The sequence below is a fragment of the Flavobacterium sp. ov086 genome, from assembly GCF_900187965.1.
Taxonomy (GTDB): domain Bacteria; phylum Bacteroidota; class Bacteroidia; order Flavobacteriales; family Flavobacteriaceae; genus Flavobacterium.
Map to the genome: position 1 here is coordinate 42818 of NZ_FZNL01000025.1, position 20209 is coordinate 63026.

Annotated in this window: 10 protein-coding genes; 1 reads left to right on the forward strand and 9 read right to left on the reverse strand. The window is 34.7% G+C overall.

The features are described from left to right. Nucleotides 1–33: 33 nt before the first annotated feature. From CHB81_RS22140 to CHB81_RS22165, 6 genes are all read right to left on the reverse strand, one after another. Complete coding sequence (locus CHB81_RS22140) at nucleotides 34–417, reverse strand: VanZ family protein (RefSeq protein WP_089354019.1); 384 nt, start codon at nucleotides 415–417, stop codon at nucleotides 34–36. Next, nucleotides 410–790, reverse strand: coding sequence for a glycine cleavage system protein GcvH (gcvH, locus tag CHB81_RS22145; RefSeq protein ID WP_089354020.1), 381 nt, complete (start codon nucleotides 788–790; stop codon nucleotides 410–412). Before gcvH ends, CHB81_RS22140 begins: the two co-directional genes overlap by 8 nt. A gap of 85 nt (nucleotides 791–875) precedes the next feature. After that, a complete protein-coding gene (gene sprA / locus CHB81_RS22150; protein WP_089354021.1) occupies nucleotides 876–8135 on the reverse strand; it encodes a cell surface protein SprA in 7260 nt (2419 codons plus the stop codon). 24 nt (nucleotides 8136–8159) lie between these two features. Continuing rightward, nucleotides 8160–8741 (reverse strand): Holliday junction branch migration protein RuvA, encoded by a 582-nt coding sequence (ruvA, locus tag CHB81_RS22155; RefSeq protein WP_089354022.1) that lies wholly within the window; start codon nucleotides 8739–8741, stop codon nucleotides 8160–8162. A 79-nt stretch (nucleotides 8742–8820) separates the two neighbouring features. After that, nucleotides 8821–11112: an NADP-dependent malic enzyme gene (locus CHB81_RS22160; protein ID WP_089354023.1), complete on the reverse strand. Its 2292-nt coding sequence runs from the start codon at nucleotides 11110–11112 to the stop codon at nucleotides 8821–8823. 159 nt (nucleotides 11113–11271) lie between these two features. Next, entirely contained in the window at nucleotides 11272–11697 is a 426-nt protein-coding gene (locus CHB81_RS22165; RefSeq protein ID WP_089354024.1) for a CBS domain-containing protein, read from the reverse strand. Between the two features lie 1100 nt (nucleotides 11698–12797). Between CHB81_RS22165 and CHB81_RS22170 the strand changes: the two genes are divergently transcribed. Beyond that, on the forward strand, nucleotides 12798–13124 hold the full coding sequence (locus CHB81_RS22170; RefSeq protein ID WP_089354025.1) for a hypothetical protein: 327 nt from the start codon (nucleotides 12798–12800) through the stop codon (nucleotides 13122–13124). Nucleotides 13125–13413: 289 nt separating this feature from the next. Here the strand turns inward: CHB81_RS22170 and CHB81_RS22175 are convergent, their stop codons facing one another. The 3 genes from CHB81_RS22175 to CHB81_RS22185 form a co-directional block, all read right to left on the reverse strand. Next, nucleotides 13414–15417 carry an OmpA family protein gene (locus CHB81_RS22175; protein WP_089354026.1) on the reverse strand — a complete coding sequence of 668 codons (2004 nt, stop codon included), beginning with the start codon at nucleotides 15415–15417 and terminating at the stop codon, nucleotides 13414–13416. A gap of 10 nt (nucleotides 15418–15427) precedes the next feature. Beyond that, the gene (locus CHB81_RS22180; protein WP_089354027.1) at nucleotides 15428–16339 is read right to left on the reverse strand and encodes a type IX secretion system membrane protein PorP/SprF; all 912 of its coding nucleotides are present in this window, start codon (nucleotides 16337–16339) and stop codon (nucleotides 15428–15430) included. Between the two features lie 51 nt (nucleotides 16340–16390). Beyond that, nucleotides 16391–20209: gliding motility-associated C-terminal domain-containing protein (locus CHB81_RS22185; RefSeq protein WP_089354028.1), on the reverse strand; the 3819-nt coding region annotated here is incomplete at its 5' end.

Consider the following 20209-nt stretch of genomic DNA (forward strand, 5'->3'; position numbering starts at 1 on the left):
ATAAAAAACCCACCGAAGTGGGTAGTTATATTCTTATATTTTATCGATTTGCTTCTTGAAGGCTATCGCAGTAAAAACTGCTATTGTAGCACCAAGGGCATTTGCCAAAACATCTGTTACATCTGACGCTCTTGTTTTTGTAAGAACGCTTTGTAAAATTTCGATTGTAATTCCAAAAAAAATCGAAAATATAAACGAAATCAAATATGCTTTATAATCATCTGCCTCTCTTCCTTTAAGCTCTTTCTTGAAAAATAAGATCCAGGAAATTGTAAATCCGAAATGAAAACAAAAATGAACGATTTTATCAATACTGGGGAAATTAATTATAGGAATCTTACTTGAATCTACAAGACAGAAATAAGCAATAATTCCTGAACAAATTATTGCCCAGATTAATAGTAATTGTTTAGGCACCGATTAATTCTGTATACGCTTCTGCAGACAATAAACCTTCTACTTCTGAAGCATTAGCAATTTTTATTTTAATCATCCATCCAGCTCCATAAGGATCAGAATTTACAGTTTCAGGAGCACTTTCTAAGCTTTCATTAAAAGCAATAATTTCTCCTGTTAAAGGTAAAAACAAATCAGAAACTGTTTTTACAGCTTCAACTGTTCCAAAAACCTCATCTTTATCAAGTGTTTGATCTAAAGTTTCTACTTCAACGTACACGATATCCCCTAACTCTTTTTGTGCAAAATGAGTAATTCCTACAGTTGCAACATCTCCTTCGATGCTAACCCATTCGTGATCTTTTGTGTACTTTAAATTTGCTGGTATGCTCATAATTGTGTTGTTTGAAAATTGATAATTTAGTAATTAAGCCACAAATGTAATAATCTTCTAAGAAATCCGGTTTAGAAACTAAAAATTAATTTCCGAAATTATACCTAAGTGTGAATCCTGATCTAATATTTGTTAATGGGAATGATGTTGAGATTACTGCTTTAGAGAATGAATGATCATAATAGAAAATTGCTGTAAGGTTTTTACTAAACGCATAATCTGCCGTCATTTTTAAAGACCAAATATTCTGACCTGCTGCCAATTGGTTATTATCATAATCTAAATAACGAACCAATGTTTGATTATTTCTAAAAGAAAAATCAGCTTTTATATTGATGTCACTTTTGATAATTCCGGTTGGACTGTCTGCTAATCTTGACGAGAAAATAACATCTTTAAAACGATACCCCATTCCTACAACATACTCAATTCCTTTTACTTCTGTCAATAAATTATTATCAAAACTCATAGACAATGCCCTGTCTTTCTTAATTTCGGTAAGAATACGCAAAGAACTCTTCAGCTCAAAATCAACTCTGATAAGCGGACTAAACTGCTCTACTAAATTGACATTTGACATAATAGTCTTATTGAAGAAATTTGTATTTATATCCTGACCATTTGGATTTTCTGCATAATCAAAATTAGATCTAAACTGATTTATGGTATAAGAAGCTCTATAATTATTTTGCAATGAGAATCGCTTGAATTTATCTTTGAAAAACTTATAACGCATTAAACCATTGTACTTAATACTCCAGTTTGGAATAGGGAAATTTCTAAATATTCCCGTTGATACATTCGATGCATCGCTTCCTGTATAAGCCGCTAAAAAGGATGGCAGTAAGACAGCCTGATTACTCTTACCATATCCAACTGGATATCCATCATTTGACATTATTTGCTTTCTTTGAGTATTATTAGGGTTTGCCAAATTTTCGATTGGTTGAGAACTATCTTCTGGCGGAAGCGTTGAGGCATCATATCTTGGAATTACATCTCCATATCTATCCTCCGCCAAACGGTTTGCGATAATTAAACGATTGTTTCTAAAATCATCAAATGCTGCTGATTGTGTTTCATCACTCTTAGAGAAAGCTGTTTTTATCAACACTGTCGAAATAGAAAACATTCCGTAAGTATATGGCGACAAAGGCATATATCTATTATCAGTAGGATCCACACTAAATTGCTCAGATGTATTTTCAGAATAAGCACGATCCATTGCCAAATCAATTTTTAAATCTGGTAATAAATCAATGTTTGCTGTTATCTTCAAAAGTTTATTCGTTACCTGCGTAAAACTTTGGTTGAAATCCTGATAATCAGTCAACCATCCGTTTTTCGCTGCTTCGTAACGTACATCATCCTGACTACCAAAAACAAAACCTAATGTAGGTCTTGAGGTTCCAAAAAACCCTACACTTGGTGTATATCCCGGTAAAACAGTTCCGCTATTTTTGGTATAATTTACCTGAATATTTTTCACACTGGTCAAGACTCCAATCAAACCATCATAAAACGGGCTGTTGCTTACAACAGGTTTTGCTGTATTTACAATTTTTTCTCCCGGTTTTGGTGGTGCCGCTGTCTTGGCTTTTGCTCCGGATTTAGTTTTAGCTCCTGGTGTCAAACCTAAATACTTATACAACATATTCATATTAAAAGTTGTAGTCAATGTATTAGAATTTGCATTCTGAATCGTATTCCCCAGATCATATGTTGTAAATGATCCATCTGCATTTTCTACCTGATGCTCAGAAAAAGCTGTCGAAGAGCGCTGCCAGTTATAATCGGCAGTATATGAATAACTCGCTTTTACAAAACTAAAAACGGGTATTTTATTAATTGGTATTTCATAATTCAGTACTAATTGCTGAACGTGCTGATTTGGCGTTCCAATATCCAAATAATCATCCCAAATATTAAAATCCTGTTTAGGCGTATTATCATCATTCAAGAAATTTCTAACAATATTATTTGATGCAGCCGTATAATTTAATTTTAATGATTTTGTCAAATTGAAACCAAACCCATATTGATAATTAAATGCAAAATTTCTTCTATAAAGTGGGGAAACTGGAATCCCTTGTGTTTCAACATCTCTAAACTGCTGACGATTGCTTTGTCTTAAAATATTAGTATTAAATGTGATATTAGACGGTAAATAATTAAAATTAAAATCACTTAAAACTTTCCAATATTCACTTGTTTTCATGAATTTGGTTGTTTTAAACGGAACAACTTCTTTTGGCTGAAAAGTATAAGCATAATTTACAGCTGTATTAGATTGTTGGTCCTGATAAGATTCTACTTCATAATCATGACGGTTAACCTCATTATAGGATTGTGAGAAAGTTAAATTCTCAACATCATAAATGTGTGGTTTTTGCTCAGGAGCTCTGTCCTTTTTCACTCCAATAAAATTAATACTTCTTCGTTTTGTATAATCAACAGCACGAGTTCTAATATTATCTTTTTGAGCAGGATCTGTAGTTTCTCTAATCAGCTGATCTAGTTTTATATCCTGATTAAAAGGATCATACTCAGGTGTAATTACTTCTTCTCCAATTGCATAGTTAAACGGTAAATTGATTCCCCATTTACGTGGCAATAACTGACCTAGATTTAGATTAGTAACAATATTATATTGCTGAATATCTTCACGGCTTCGTTCATTAGCTCCTTGCTCTAAAGATCCAAAACCAATTGTACTCTTTTTACCTGTTGCAGAAACGGTAGCAAAATCAGCCATGTTGGTGTCAATATTTAATATCGCTGCCATACCGCCTTTATTCTCTAAATCGGCCAGACGAAGCTCATTAAACCATACTTCCCCTTTAAGATCTTTATGGACTGCCTTACTTTTTACTCCGACCATTAAGTTTCGAACTAAACCAAAGTTAGGATTTCCCTTTATACCCAGGGTCAATCTGCTATCTCCATCCCCGCCTTGAGCATCCGGATCATTATCAGGATAATAAATACCGTTAATATCTCTTTTAGGAGAATTAGGATCAAGACTCATGGCCTTAATTTTCATCCTTGTCAATAATTCTAGTGCCAGATCGATATTATTCTCTTCCATCCAAACTAAATCAGGACTTATGGTACAGGAGCCACCTGTTCTGGTTACTTTTAATGGAATTTCGACCTGATAGAAGTTTTGTGTAAAGTCATTTCCAAAACGAATAAATCCAACCAATTCATCATCTTGCAACGTTGCCTCGCTTGGTAAAGATTCCGCGTGCAAAAACATTTTCAGTTTTTTGTATTGACGCATGTCTACGCTTACATTTTTAAATACAGCTCTTGAATCTAAAGGCTGCAAACCTGATCCTCCAACTCTTAATGCTAACGCTTGCTCGTTTTGATTGATGATTGTATTATTATTGTACAATTGCTCTCTTTGTACTCCAGGTGGAACTACATAGTTTACCGGACATTTTGTACTGTTTTCCTGAATATTTACTGCAGAAACATCAAATTCAGTTCCGTCATTAGTTGGGTCTGTATCATTTGCATCCAAAGTCCCTGTATATCTTCTCCATTCTCCCCTAACTAAGTCTAAAGCTCCAAAACGCACAGTCATCTGATTGCTAAAACCAGTCATAAACATACGCATAAAACGAATAGATCTAAAGTCTGTAATATTACCAATAGTGTGTTGAGGCTGAGAAACAGGAATCTTAAACTGAATCCATCTTGCAGATGTTGTTCCTCCGTTTGGCAATTCAACAGGACCAACATCTCCCGGCTCACGAATATCCGTAATAAAGTTTTGCCCTATCTGCATTCCAGGCTTAATGTCGATACTATATTCGTAATAAGCGTTTATAGTACTCATTGTATTATCACGATTAATATCCTCGACATCCGGCAATGTTGTAGAGCCACGATTAGGATCGTCTATACTTACAGCCGAGTTTCCCTCTACTCCGTTGTATTTTTTATACCGATCAAGAACTCCACCGGTTGTATTTAAATAATAAGTATAGTTATCTGCCGCAGGATCCTCATCACCTGCATAATTTGTATAAATCGAACCTTCTCTTGAATCTGGCAAACCGTCTAAACCAACATCCTGATTTCTACGATTATCTGCATTGGTATCGAATGCGTAAATTAAAGATTGTGATGCCGGAACATCTCCCCAAATTGGCTGTGGATTTACCATTATCTGACCAGGGCCTAATCCGTTTTCATATTGTTTTCTTCCGTCTTTTAAAACGTCTTCTGAAACTTCCCCTAAATTGAAATAAATCTTTCCTGTATTGTTCGTTGGCGCTTCTCCATTTCCCACATATGGATCAAGTACCCAAAACTGAATATATTCAACATTTCCCTGCTCAAAATTTGTAGAATTTAAAGCACGCATAATTCCCCCAAAATTTGAAGATGCAGGATCTGAATTAAAACTTGGATTGTTATTATATGGACCTCTTTCTGATGGATAATAACTTAAATCGAGTGTATTGATAACCTGAATTTGTCCCTGAGCAATATCTGTATTTGGATATAATTCACGGCTATAAATTCTTCTGGTTGTATTTAATGATAAATCATCATTTGAAATACCCGATGGTTTTGAAGTATAAAATATAGGATCAATGGTATACCAAGCTAATTTTGCTCTTTTATAACCATATCTTAAATCTTCAAAATTAGCATTAAAAGTTGCATCACCATCGTTGGTAATAAATGGCGTTGAAGCTAAGCTCCATGCATATGCTGAACGCATGTCTATTGTAGATTGCGATCCTTCAAAATCGTCTACATAAATTGTTGCTTCTCCTTCAAAATCACTTGCTTTTGGAGCGTCTGGTCTTAAGAAAGCAACCTCTCCACGAATCGAAAGATTCGACGGAATATCAGTGTCAATATTTGGTAATTTGTTTACTAATCTGGTGAAGAAAGGAACTTCTGTTGAATAGTTTCCGTTAAAACCAAAAATAGTATTATTTACAGATTCCTGCCCATAACTCGATTTTTGAGTAAATGGTCTTTCTGTCATTTTTAGATAAGTTCCTCCAACAACAAAATTATCCGAAATTTTATGCTCGATATTGAATCCCATAAATCTTCGGGTTTGCTGCCCAAAAATTGAATTGTTTTCCAACGAAACCTCAATTGGTGTATTTGAAGCCTGAAGTGAAGGATCTAAAATTTGCACTCTTCCTAATTGATAGTCGACACTATAATCTATTCCTTCTACCAACCTTCTCCCTGCGGCCATTACCACAACTGAACCTTGCGGTACGTTGAATGCTCCAATTGGAATCCCGTTGCTTCCGGATGATTTATATTTTCCTCTTAATAAGAATTTATTTTTATCACTGTCTTGTAGTGCTCCGGACTGTGTGTTTCGATACATGTTTCTAAACACGTATTTCTGTTGATTGACATTGTAAGTACTTGGATCATTGTAATTTTCTCCTGTGCCTGAATTTTGTAATTTTTTAAACAAAAGCTCTCCAAAAGGCTCTTTTGTAGTAAAAATAATTCGGCCATTTTGAACGTCTACTGTCACTCCCGGAATGTAATCGAAGAAACCATCTCCTCCCGTTTGCGGATCGTTATTATAATTTAATCGGTCCAGATTAAAGACATTTAATAATGGTGTCTGATCAACCTTATTACCCGGTGTTGGGTTTAGAGGAAAAGTACTTCCTTGTACCGGTGTAATATAATTTATAGGAGACGGATCTGTATAAAGAATATTTAATCTAAAATCGTCTTGCTTAATTTGATAAGCCTGAGGAATTTGATAAACGTTTTTCATCATCAGGTTCCAAACTGGATTTTGCACGTTTGTCAAACTGCTTTTAAGCATTTTTAGAATTAAACTTTGGGTAATAATAGCCTGATTTTGAGTATTGTTTCCAGTAACTATTGTACCATCAACTCCATCACTACCAAACTCTCCCACCTGATACACTGTGCCCCCCATAGTATACTCGTAAGCAACAGCCAAAATCTCATCATTTGCCAGACGTTGCTGTAAAGAGATATATCCTAATTGCGGATTGAATGTAAACTCGTTTGCATTTAATTTTCTGGCATTTTCTAATACCGAGTAATCTGTACCTTCACTTACGTTTGCATTATTGAATCCTGATTTTGCCGTAACAATTTCTCTAATATTTGAATTTAAAAACGAACCCGGCTGACCAATAGCTGCAGGATCATATTTATTATTCTCGTTCTCTGCCGGTGAATCAGGGCCATTGTTGAAAAATCCGGTTGTTGGAGTTACAACCACAACCTGATTATCAGGAATTCCAGTTGCTTGTGATTCTCCTAAATCCTGAAGTGCAATAACGTTACGTAAATTATTCCCTGTTGTGTTTACTCTGTTTTGTTTATTGGTTACCCAAACCTCAATTCTGGTTACCTGCACACGGCTTTCAATAAATGGATATCCTACTAGAGAAGCATCATATTTATTTCTAAAATATTGTGACAGGAAGAAGTGTCTGTCATTATCATAGTCCAAAGCATACAAATCAAAATTTTGAACTGTCCCGCCACCTTCTGCAACTATACTCTTTGTTTGTGACTTTTGTTCTGAGAAAACTCCGGTTACTGTTGTTTTACCAAATTGCAGCTGTGTTTTGACCCCAAACAAACTTTGAGCTCCACGAATAAGCGTGCTGTTTAATGGCATACTAACGTTACCAACCTCTACTTTTTGAATAATATCATCTTCAGAAGGGGAATACGCTAATTTAAATAAGTTTTGAAATGCAAATGTAGATTGCGTATCATAATTGGCATTAACGTCTAATCTGGTTCCTACTTTCCCCATTAAACTCATGCTGATTCTCTGATCAAAATCAAAAGTAAAACTTGATCTGTTTCTAGGTGAGAATGAAGGATTGTCTTGCTTAGTATATCTAATACCCAAATCCATTTCAACTGATCCTGTAGGCTTTACGTCAATTGTATTACTTCCAAAAATGCTTTCGAAAAGACTCGAATTGATATAATACCTCGGTAATAAATTCTTTTTATCAGCTTCGCTGCCCACTTTTTTACCATCAATAGCATCTAATTTCTTTTTGAAATAATCTCTTCTGGATTCTTTCAAAACTAAATCTTCATATTCTTTAGGCGTTAAAATAATTGGGTAATTGATAGAAATACCATCAACCGAATTGGTATAAACATATCGATCCATAACCGGATCATATTTATAAGCAGAAAGTATACTTGGTGGATCTTCAAGTTCTACTTTACCTACAGAAAATTGCGTCTTTGTTGTATCTTGTATTGGTTTATTTACTTGCGCACGCAAAACATTACCGCAAAATAAAACCAGCAAAAAAATACAAATTTTACGCATATCAATCCTTTATTTAAAATGAGTTTATAAGCTTTTTAAAGCTTTTTTGATGATTGTTTCAACAGTAGCTTCCGGATCTTCTTTTACGATCTTTTCGACTACTTTTTCAGAAGTTTTTCTAACAAATCCTAAAACTTCCAATGCAGATAACGCTTCATCTCTATTTGTATTGTTTTGTACTACAGAAACTTCATCTAAATCGTACAACTTTAACACTTTTTCTTTTAAATCAAGTATAACTCTTTGTGCAGTTTTGTTCCCAATTCCTTTAATAGACTGTATAATTCCCACATCGCCAGAGGCAATAGCGTTTATTATTTGTCTGGGTTCTATAGAAGACAACATTGTTCTTGCAATATTTGCCCCAATACCGGAAACAGACAACAACATTCTAAAAATTTCCCGCTCTGATTTCTCTGCAAAACCAAATAAAGTATGCGCATCTTCTTTGATTTGAAGATGCGTATACAATTTTATATTCTCTGCATTAGGAATTAACGAGAAGGTATGTAAGGATATATGAACCTGATATCCAACACCACCACAATCAATTACGACATCTGTAGGGTTTTTCTCGACTAGCCTGCCTTGCAAATGTGCTATCATAGTATAATTTATATAGGGTCAAATATAATAAAAATGCAATAAAAATACGACAATATTACTTCGACCCTTATTATTTCTACTATTTAGCTAATTTATTTTTTTTACTCTCTTTTTCCTGAGCATCAATAACTGCAATCGCAGCCATATTTACCATTTCTTCAACGCTTGCTCCTAATTGAAAAATGTGAACCGGTTTACCCATTCCCATCATGATTGGACCAATAGAATTTACTTTATATAATTCTTTCAATAATTTATAAGTTATATTTGCTGACTCTAAGTTAGGAAAAATTAATGTATTTACCTTCTTACCTGCTAATTTAGAGAAAGGAAATTTCTCGGCAAGCATTTCCTGATTCAAAGCAAAATCTGCCTGAATTTCTCCATCAACAATCATATCAGGATGGTTTTTATGCAAATAAGCCACTGCTTCTCTTACTTTTGAAGCACTTTGACTTGTTGACGATCCAAAATTTGAATACGAAACCATTGCAATAACAGGTTCAACACCAAACATTTTTGCTGTTTTTGCTGTCATAATAGCAATATTAATCAAATCTTCGGCTGAAGGATTAATATTGATTGCAGTGTCAGACAAGAACATAGGTCCGCGCGAAGTCAACATCATGTTTGCAGTTGCAACAAGTGAAGCTCCATGTGCTTTTTCAATCAATTGCAACATTGGTTTTACAACCGTAGGATAACTTCTAGTATGTCCAGTAACTAAAGCATCTGCTTCTCCTTCATTAACCATCATTGCAGCGAAATAGTTTCTTTCGCGCATGAATTTCTGAGCATCCAATAACGAAACGCCTCTTCTTTCTCTTGTTTCCCAATATGAAGTTGCAAATCTATTACGTCTTGCTTCTTCTTCATTTGTTTTAGGGTCAATGATTTCTAGTTCAGCATCAAAACCTAACTCGGCTTTAAGCTCTAAAATCACTTCTTTGTTTCCTAATAAAATTGGGTGTCCAATTCCGTCTTCGTGAACAATTTGTGCTGCTTTTAATACATTTAACTGATCTGCTTCGGCAAAAACAATTCTTTTAGGGTCCATTTTAGCACGGTTTGTCATCAAACGAACCATTTTATTATCATTACCCATACGTTCACGAAGTGCATCTTCATAAGCTGCCCAGTCTGTAATAGGATTTTTTGCAACACCAGATTCCATAGCCGCTCTTGCAACTGCTGGCGCTACAACAGTAATCAATCTTGGATCAAATGGTTTAGGAATAATATAATCGTTACCAAATCCTAGTTTTGTTGCACCGTATGCCACATTTACCTGTTCAGGAACTGGTTCTTTGGCCAAGATAGCCAAGGCTTTTACGGCAGCCATTTTCATAGCTTCATTAATTTTAGTCGCTCTAACATCTAGTGCTCCTCTAAAAATATATGGAAAACCTAATACGTTGTTTACCTGATTAGGAAAATCTGAACGTCCTGTAGCCATAATAACATCTTTACGAGTTTCTGTAGCTAAATTATAATCGATTTCCGGATTTGGATTTGCCATCGCAAAAACAATTGGATTGTCTTTCATTGTCAACAACATTTCGGCCGATAAAATACCTCCCGAAGACAGTCCAATGAAAACATCTGCTCCTTTTACTGCTTCTGCTAATTCAATTTTAGGTCCATCAACAGCATATTTCAATTGCAATTCTGATAGTGAAGGATTGTCTTTTGTTAAAAGTCCTTTACTATTATACATTTTGATATTCTCAACTTTAACACCTAACAAAACATATAAATCTGTACAAGCAATCGCTGCAGAACCTGCTCCGGAAACTACTACTTTTACATCTTCTGCTTTTTTTCCTGCTAATTCAAGTGCATTGATTAAAGCTGCCGAAGAGATAATTGCCGTACCATGCTGATCGTCGTGCATTACCGGAATATCTAATTCTTCTACCAGTCTTCTTTCGATTTCAAAAGATTCAGGCGCTTTAATATCTTCAAGATTTATTCCTCCAAAAGTTGGAGCAATGTTTTTTACGGTCTGAATAAATTCTTCGATATCTTTAGTTCCGATTTCAATATCAAAAACGTCAATATCTGAGAAAATCTTAAACAACAAACCTTTTCCTTCCATAACCGGTTTAGAAGCTTCAGGGCCAATATCTCCAAGGCCTAAAACTGCTGTACCGTTTGAAATAACGGCAACCAGATTTCCTTTTGCCGTGTATTTATAAACGTCGTCTACGTTTGCTGCAATTTCTAAACATGGCTCAGCAACACCCGGCGAATAAGCCAAAGATAAGTCTCTTTGGGTTGCATATTTTTTTGTTGGAACTACCTGAATTTTTCCTGGAGTTGGTTCTGAATGATACAGTAACGCTTCTCTTCTTTTACTCTCTTTGTTCATTATATTTAGCTTTTATTCTAGCTTACAAAGATATAAGTCTTGGTTTAAAATGGCGTCTTTTTATATTTTTCTTTTCTTAAAAAAACGTTTTCGCTAAACCAAAAAAAATAGTCCTTTGTAATTTGGACTATTTAATAAAGTTCGTTTTTTGAATTTATTTTACTGTGAAATATAAGAGTTTAAATGATTTATAGTATCTTTTTGAATTTCTATAATCGCTTTTACAACGTCGCTGATCGAAATTATTCCTACCACAATTTCATCTTCCAAAACTGGTAAATGTCTGATTCTTTTGGTACTCATCAACTCCATGCAGTCTTCGATATTATTTGAAAGATTTACCGAGAAAACATTGGTTTCCATGATTTCATGCACAAAAGTTTCTTTTGATGACTTGTCTTTCAAAACAATTTTTCGGGCATAATCCCTCTCAGACAATATTCCTTTTAAATCGGTTCCGTCGATAACCAGAATTGCCCCAATGTTTTTTTCTCCCATGACTTTCAACGCTTCATAAACTGTTGTTGTTGAAAGTACGGAGTAAACATTTTTCCCTTTTGCGTTTAGTATTTGATTTACAGTCATATCTGAAAAATTTTAGATCTATAAAGTTAGAAAAAAATGAATATAAAAAACAACGAAAACGATTTTTTAAAACCTAACGCATTCATTTTTAATATAATACGTTAAAATTCATTATAAAGAAATTTTTATTTAAAAAAATGAACGAATTTTAGCGCTTTTTTGCGAAAAACACATTGATTTTGTCATCCCGAACGAGGGATCTCCGTAAGAAACTCGACAAAGATTGCGGTTACATTGCGAATGATGGATTGATCCCGTCCCGACGTTTCGGGATCGGGACATCTCTACAATATGTTTCGTTCCTCCGGAACTTTTTCATAGAATTATTCTACTTTCTGCAACAAACCCAATAGGTTTTAAAAACCTGTCGGGCTTGGAAACGATTTGTATTCATTGCAATTTGTTTGAATCCAATTGTCCTTACAGGACAAATCACACGTCGTTATTATTTTGGGTGCTACCAACCATATGCTCCTAACGGAGTGTTTTTTTGTAGAAATTAAGTTATAGCAGAAACTCTGTTAGGAGCTATGGATTGGTAGAAAACAATATCATTACACCCAAAAATAATATCCCGTAGGGAGATATAAAAGAATAATTTTAATAAGGAGCTAATCCCGAACCCGAGCCTGAAAGTGCGAACTGGCGAAGCAATCCGCTTCAATCTTTTTATGTCCGCGGCGGCGGACGCAAAAGAATTTCCGCTTCTATCGGGGCTAGGGCAATGGTTTTCATAAGAATCTTTTTCGTTTAGCTTGCAACAGAACGATTTGTCTTCATCACTATTTGTCATTTCCGAGGAACGAGGAAACTCCGTAAAGTAGCCAATCTTTGTCGAGCTACTTACGGAGATCTCTCGTTCAAAATGATAAGATTGCTAACTAAAAAAGTTATCAACACGACATATATGTCTACCTATGTTTTTTCACGTTTCAATATCTTTGGTTTTTTCTAAAAATGTAAGAAAATAATTAATTAACATATTGTCGTATGTTGAAAATAAAAATCATAAAACGCAACTTGCATAAAATTAAAACAACACTTTCAGAAGAATTAAAAAAAAATTAAATCTATAACTATTTACATTAAAAAAATATATCATGGAAACATATGAAACTAAAAATTTAGACCGCATAAAGAAATTATCCGCTCAATATTTCAGTACTATAAGATCATCTGATGGCAAATCAAAAACTAATGTCGCTCAAATTAAACTATCAAATTATTCTGAACTTGATTGTATTATTACCGAAACCTTAAAATTATGCATTGTAGCGCTAAATGAAAACGCACATAAAACTTCGGATACCATTAAAACTTCACCCATTAATGTGGCGCTCATTTTAGAAATGGTGCTTGAATTAATTCCTACGAATGAATTTGATGTACTAGACGAAATTAACCAAATGTTTGTTGGAAACAATTAAACCACAATGCATAATGATTGAAGTAAACTGGACTAAAGTCCAGCCCTACAATATAATTTGTTTCTTCGAAACTTTATAAAGAGTAATTACTCTTATAGATGTTGTAATTCTAGTTTAGTTTTATAAAATATTTTGCCGTTTGTAAACCCAAAAAAGCCATCGGTTTGATTTATATTGTAGGGCTGGACTTGAGTCCAGCTAAAAATATAGGTTTACAATGCTAGGATGAAAATTTCATATAAAAAAAACCTTTTCCAGATTAGAAAAGGTCTTTTTTTTATTTATCAAATTACAGACTTACAATTATAAATTCGCTTCGTCTGTTTTGCTGATGTTCCTTCTCGGTGCATTTTACGCCATCGGCACATTTGTTTACTAATTGTGTTTCTCCGTATCCTTTTGCTGTTAATCGGTTGGCATCAATTCCTTTTTGTATCAGCCAATTTTTAGTCGATTCTGCTCTTTTGTTTGATAAAATCTGATTGCTTTCAGATGATGAACGACTGTCTGTATGTGAACGTATATCTACTTTTATTGTAGGATATTGCTTTAACATGTTAACTAATTTCTGCAATTGAGGCTCAGATGTTTTTTTGATCGTAGCTTTTCCTAAATCAAAAAAGTTCATCGGGATTTGCAATAATTTCCCTAAATCGGTTCCAACGGTAATCGAAACCTTAACTGCTTTAATAGAATTATTTGCTTTTATTACCACCGGAATTGCTGTTATTGGTTTTGGTTTCTTTTCTAAAGCTATTGGCATAGAAACGGAGCCTGTTGCTTTTTTTAGGGTCAAAGAAACTTCTTTAAACAAATACTCTTCTTTTGAGGTTTTGATAAAGTATTTTTTTCCGCATTTTACATTCGAAAAGCTATAATTTCCGTTAGCATCAGATTTTGTTTCAACAGCAGATTTACCTGCCTCGTCAAACAAAATTAAACTTACATTTGAAAGTGTTTCGTTTGTTTCCTGATCTGTAATTGTTCCTGATATCAGTTGTTCGCAAATTAATCTGCGGTTTTCTGTAAATCGATAAACATCGTCCAGTCCTTGACCGTTTACTCTGTTTGAAGAGAAAAAACCATTTCTGTTTTTGCTGTTAATTATAAGAGCAAAATCGTCTTGTTTACTATTAATAGGTTCTCCAATATTCTGAACCTCATCAAAAGAACCGTCTTTATTTATTTTCGAAACATAAATATCAAGCCCACCTAAACCGGGTCTTCCGTCGCTGGCAAAATAAAGTTCATTTTCATCTGAAATAAAAGGGAAGGTTTCTCTTGATTCTGTATTGATTTCCGGGCCTAAATTTTCAGGTTTACCAAAAGTCCCATCGGCCTCTATGCTTACTTTAAAAATATCTGATGCCCCAAACGTTCCAGGCATATCTGATGCAAAATACAATGTTTTTTCATCAACACTCAAAACCGGATGCGCAACACTGTATTCATCACTATTAAAAGGAAGTTCTTGAACTTCTTTCCATTCTTCACCAATTAATGTGGCTTTATAGAGTTTTAAGAATGTAATTTTATTTTCATTCTGCCTTCTTTTTCCATCCACAGAATTATTTCTGGTGAAGTACATTGTTCTTCCGTCTTTTGTAAAAACGGGAGTCGACTGATTGAAATTGACTTTTAAATTTTCTTTGTGAAAGAACATTGGTTTTCCAACACTTCCATCAGGATTTAATTCAACGGAATATAAAGTTGAAATGGCTTTATTGGTCCATTTAAAATTCTTTTTAATAATTGAACCGGTATCTCTTGCAGATGTAAATACTAATTTATTGTCTAAAATCGTACTTCCGTAATCTGAATCTTTTGAATTAATTCCAGCATCTGCAATATCAAATCGGCCTGAATTTGCTTTAATATCTTCCAGATAGTTTCTGTTGTTTAAGAATAAAACGGCTCTTTTATCTGATGGTGCTTTTTGGCTTAGTTTTTCTAAAATTTCATCTGATTGAGCATAATTTCCTTCTGATTTTAAACATTGCGCATATTTGTACAAATACTCTGCTTCCTGATTTTCGTTAAGGATAAATAATTCCTGATAATATTTTAAAGCTTCTTGTAATTCTCCTATAAGATAATAGGAATTACCAAGTCTTTGGAATACTTTTTCGTCTCTAACTCCTTTTTCTACTAACCTCTCATATGCTTTTATTGCATCAGCGTAAGCGTAATTATCATATTTTTTATCTGCATTTTTTATGCCTGCCGTTTGTGCATTTGCGTTGAAAAAAACGCTAAAGAACAAAAAGAAATAAAGTAAATTTTTAATCTTCATATTAAATCAATTAAAAGAATCTAGGTGATGTAAGTCTGCTGTAATTATTGAAGAACTCAAAACGAAGGAAAATTTCATGTGATCCTGAATTGTATCTTCTTAATCTGGTAGTTTCCTGATCGAAGCCGTATCCTATATACATGCTTTTTGAAACCTGAAAACCGGCCATTGCACTTACCGAAGCGCTCCAACGATAGGCAAGTCCTACTACAAATTTATCGTTAAACATGAAATTCCCTGAAACATCAACTTGCAAAGGTGCTCCTTCTACCATTTTTGTTAATAATGCCGGTTTGAATTTTATGTATTCTAAATGATCTAAATTAAAGACGTATCCGGCCATAAAATAATAGTTGATTTTGTCTTTGAAAATAGCAGTATCGTTATCACTATATCTGTTAGTTTGGATAAAATTTGGAACTGACAACCCGATATAAGCTCGGTCTGAATGCCAATAAACTCCTGCTCCAACATTTGGGGTAAACTTGTTGTTTAAATCCTGAAATTGGGGATCGTCCTGATCTTCATAGCTTAATTTGGTTATGTCTAAATTGAAAAGATTTGCCGTTGCTTTTAATCCAAAAGACAGTTTAAAGTCTGCTGAGGTTGGAATACTATAGGATAAATCAGCTGATAATGTGTTTTCATTTGTTGGTCCTATTTTATCATTTACCAATGAAACTCCTAACCCCAATTTACTATTGTTTAAAGGCGTATTTATTGAAAATGTACTTGTTTCTGGCGCTCCATCAAGTCCAACCCATTGTGTACGGTATAAACCAAAAATGCTTAAAACGCCTCGCGAACCTGCATAAGCGGGATTAATTGCAATGGTATTATACATATATTGTGTAAACTGCGCGTCTTGTTGTGCATTACATACAACGGAAAAAAACATAAAAATTAAAACTAATTTTTTCATTTGATGATCTTTAAAAAAAACGGCTTAGCCTATTCTAAGCCGTTTATTATTTTATTTATTAAGATATAAGTAACCTGATAATTCGTGTTGGTTTGATCCACTATCTCTATATTTCAGGGTATAAAAATAAGTTCCTGCCGGCAACCCATCCGATTGTTTTACGGTTGCACGTCCTTGTGAAACTCCAACAAAAACTCTATCCTGATTATTATAATGGTCTGTATCATAAACCAAAACTCCCCAACGATTGTATATTTCGACTGTATTATCCGGATAACATTCTAATCCCTGAATATAGAATCGTGAATTTTTTGTATCTCCATTTGGAGAAAAAGCACTGAAGACTTTTATCTCACATCCATTCAAAACTAAAACGGTAGGTCTGTCTTCAGCGTTATTTTCCTTATCGGATGTATCGCTAACAACAACTCCTTTTCTGCTTCGTCCTTCAACGCTTGCCTGATTGGTAACACTTCCGTGGTTTATATCATTTTGAGTTATTTTGTATTCGGCTGTAAAGTTTGTCTCATTAGATTCGTTTAATTCTAAATCAATTGCTTGTCCGGAGATTACAACTCCCGGCAAAGGATCTGTAACCATAACTTGTGTTAATGCTACATTACCCGTATTGGTTACTTTAAACTTGTACGTAATTGTTTCGCCGGCTTCTGCCACTCCGTCTCCGTTTTCATCATTGAACGAAGCCGTTTTAATAATCGCTACAGAAGGAACTTCTACAAAAACATTTAAGGTTGCAGTACTGCAATTGTTTGGATTTCCTTTTTCACAAACCTGATAAGTCAATGCATAATCTCCTCCCGGTGTGTTTGGTTTTACATTTACTGTTCCGTCTGAATTAAATTCAAAATAAGGACTGTTTGATGTACTACTGAAGTCAATATCTGCGATATTAATTGGCAATCCTTTTAATAAGTCGTTATCCAAAACGTTTATAAATTCTAATTCTCCATTAATTCCGTCAACAGTCGCTGTGTCGTTTGTTAAAGCAATTATAACTCGCGGTATAACCGGAGGATCCGGATCTAAAGAATTCAATACTGTAATCGTTACAATAGCCTGACTACAGCTTGATGTATTTAAAGCATCACAAATTTGATACGTTAATTGATATGTTCCTGATGGCGTTTTTGGTTTAAGATCTACTGAACCGTCTGCATTTAGAACCAAATTAGGGTTTGGAATAATTGTAGTCAAGACAACATTTGCTGCGCTTAATGTTCCTCCGTTTAAGGTATCATTATTAAAAATGTTCAATGATGTGCTTATTTCCTTATTTGTATTAATTGGTCCTGCTTCATCATCATTTGCCTTAATTGTAAATGATGGTTTTGCATTACATCCTGCGGTTGCGGCTGGGTAATTTACAACAACGCTTGCTGTTGGGCTTAATAAAAATTCCATTGTAACACTCGGTCTGGTATTTTCAAATCCATCAGCGCCTTCTGTCCATTGTCCATTTGATAGTAACCATCCTGGCCAATCCATACCATTTCCGTTACTGTCAATTGCTGCACCTGGCCATAGAATGTCTCCGCTTAATGGTAAGTTGGTTTGTGTTGCAACCACATTATTTGCGCTATCAATCCATCTTATTGTTAGTAAGTTGTTTGGAGTAAAATTATCCGGAGTCACTTTATACGAAACATAAGGAACGTTGTTTGAACAATAACTATCTGCTGTTATTGTCATTGTTGGCGCAACAACTGATATTGTTACCGTTGCGGTTGCACAATTTGTTGTGTTTAATTCACAAACCTGATATGTTAATTCGTAAGTTCCTGCTGGCGTATTTTCTTTTAGAACAATTGTTCCGTCAGGATTTAATTTTATGCTTCCTGTTGGATCTGAAACTGTTTCTGAAATACTAACTTCTGTTGATACAATTGGCTGTCCGTTTTTGGTATCATTCCCAAGAACATTCAATACTGTTTGTGGCTGATTGATTCCAACTACTGAACTTGCCGAATCATCAACTAATACTAATACTGCACCCGTTACCGGAATAGTGCTTTTAGCAATATCACAGTTGTTTATATTATTGACTTCACAAATTCTGTATTCAACTTCATAATTTCCTATTGGAGTTCCTGCTGCTACGCTTACTGTTCCGTCTGCGTTCAAGGTTAATCCTGCTGGAACTGTTATGCCTGTTAAAATAACCTGACCTGGTTGGTTTCCAATAACTGCTGCTGTTCCGTTTAAAGTATCGTTCGTGATAAGCGATGCTGTTTTTCCTCCAATGCTTCCGTTTATTGAAGCTGTTATTTCCGAAACTGCGTCGATAACTGGTGCTACAACCGATATTGTTACCGTTGCAGTTGCACAATTTGTTGTGTGTAATTCACAAACCTGATATGTTAATTCGTAAGTTCCTGCTGGCGTATTTTCTTTTAGAACAATTGTTCCGTCAGGATTTAATTTTATGCTTCCTGTTGGATCTGAAACTGTTTCTGAAATACTAACTTCTGTTGATACAATTGGCTGTCCGTTTTTGGTATCATTCCCAAGAACATTCAATACTGTTTGTGGCTGATTTGTCCCAACTACTGAACTTGCCGAATCATCAACTAACACTAATACTGCACCCGTTACCGGAATAATACTTTTAGCAATATCACAGTTGTTTATATTATTGACTTCACAAATTCTGTATTCAACTTCATAATTTCCTATTGGAGTTCCTGCTGCTACGCTTACTGTTCCGTCTGCGTTCAAGGTTAATCCTGCTGGAACTGTTATGCCTGTTAAAATAACCTGACCTGGTTGGTTTCCAATAACTGCTGCTGCTCCGTTTAAGGTATCATTCGTGATAAGCGATGCTGTTTTTCCTCCAATGCTTCCGTTTATTGAAGCTGTTGTTTCCGGAACTGCGTCTATAACTGATGCTGTAATTATAACCTCTATAGTCGCAGAGTCGCAAATTGAAAGATTTGTCGATTTACAAATTGTATAAGTAATCGTATATGTTCCTGCTACAGTATTAGGCGCTATTACAATCGTACCATCTGAGTTAAATGTAAATCCTGTTGGTAATGTTGTTGTTGAAACACTAACATCTCTTGGCAAAAATGACGATCCATTTATTTTATCGTTTACAAAAATAGTTGAAATTGTTCCTCCTGTCGCTCCATTAATTGCTGATGGTGTATCGTCTTCGGCACAGATGAAATCTAATATTACAATGTTTGAAGAAGCTAAAGATTCACAACCTAAAGAATTTGTAACGGTATAATTATAGGTATTCCCAGGAAGTAATCCGGAAATTGTTGTTGTCGTTGTATTTCCAGAAATATTTCCTGGATTTATGGTCCATGTACCTGTAGGTAAATTGCTCAACTCAACACTTGCAACCGATGATGAACATGTAGGCTGATTGATTGTACTAACGATTGGTTTTGAAATAGTATTAACTACAAGATTCAACACTTCATCTGCAGTACAACCATCGTGCGGGATTCTTAATCCGTTTTGATTGCTTGTATAATCAATTCCGTTGGCTGACCAAGTGTATGTTTCTCCCGAACAGATTGTTTTGTTTGTAACAATATCTGTTGGTTTTGGTGTCACAGTCAAATTCAATACTTCGTCTGCCGTACAACCGTCGTGCGGGATTCTTAATCCTGTTTGATTGCTTGTATAGTCGATTCCATTGGCAGTCCAAGTGTACGTTTCTCCCGAACAGATCGTTTTGTTTGTTACAACATCTGATGGTTTTGGCGTAACTGTCAAATTCAATACTTCATCTGCTGTACAACCATCATGCGAAATTCTTAATCCTGTTTGGTTTGTAGTATAGTCGATTCCGTTGACTGTCCAAGTATAGGTTTCTCCCGAGCAGATCGTTTTGTT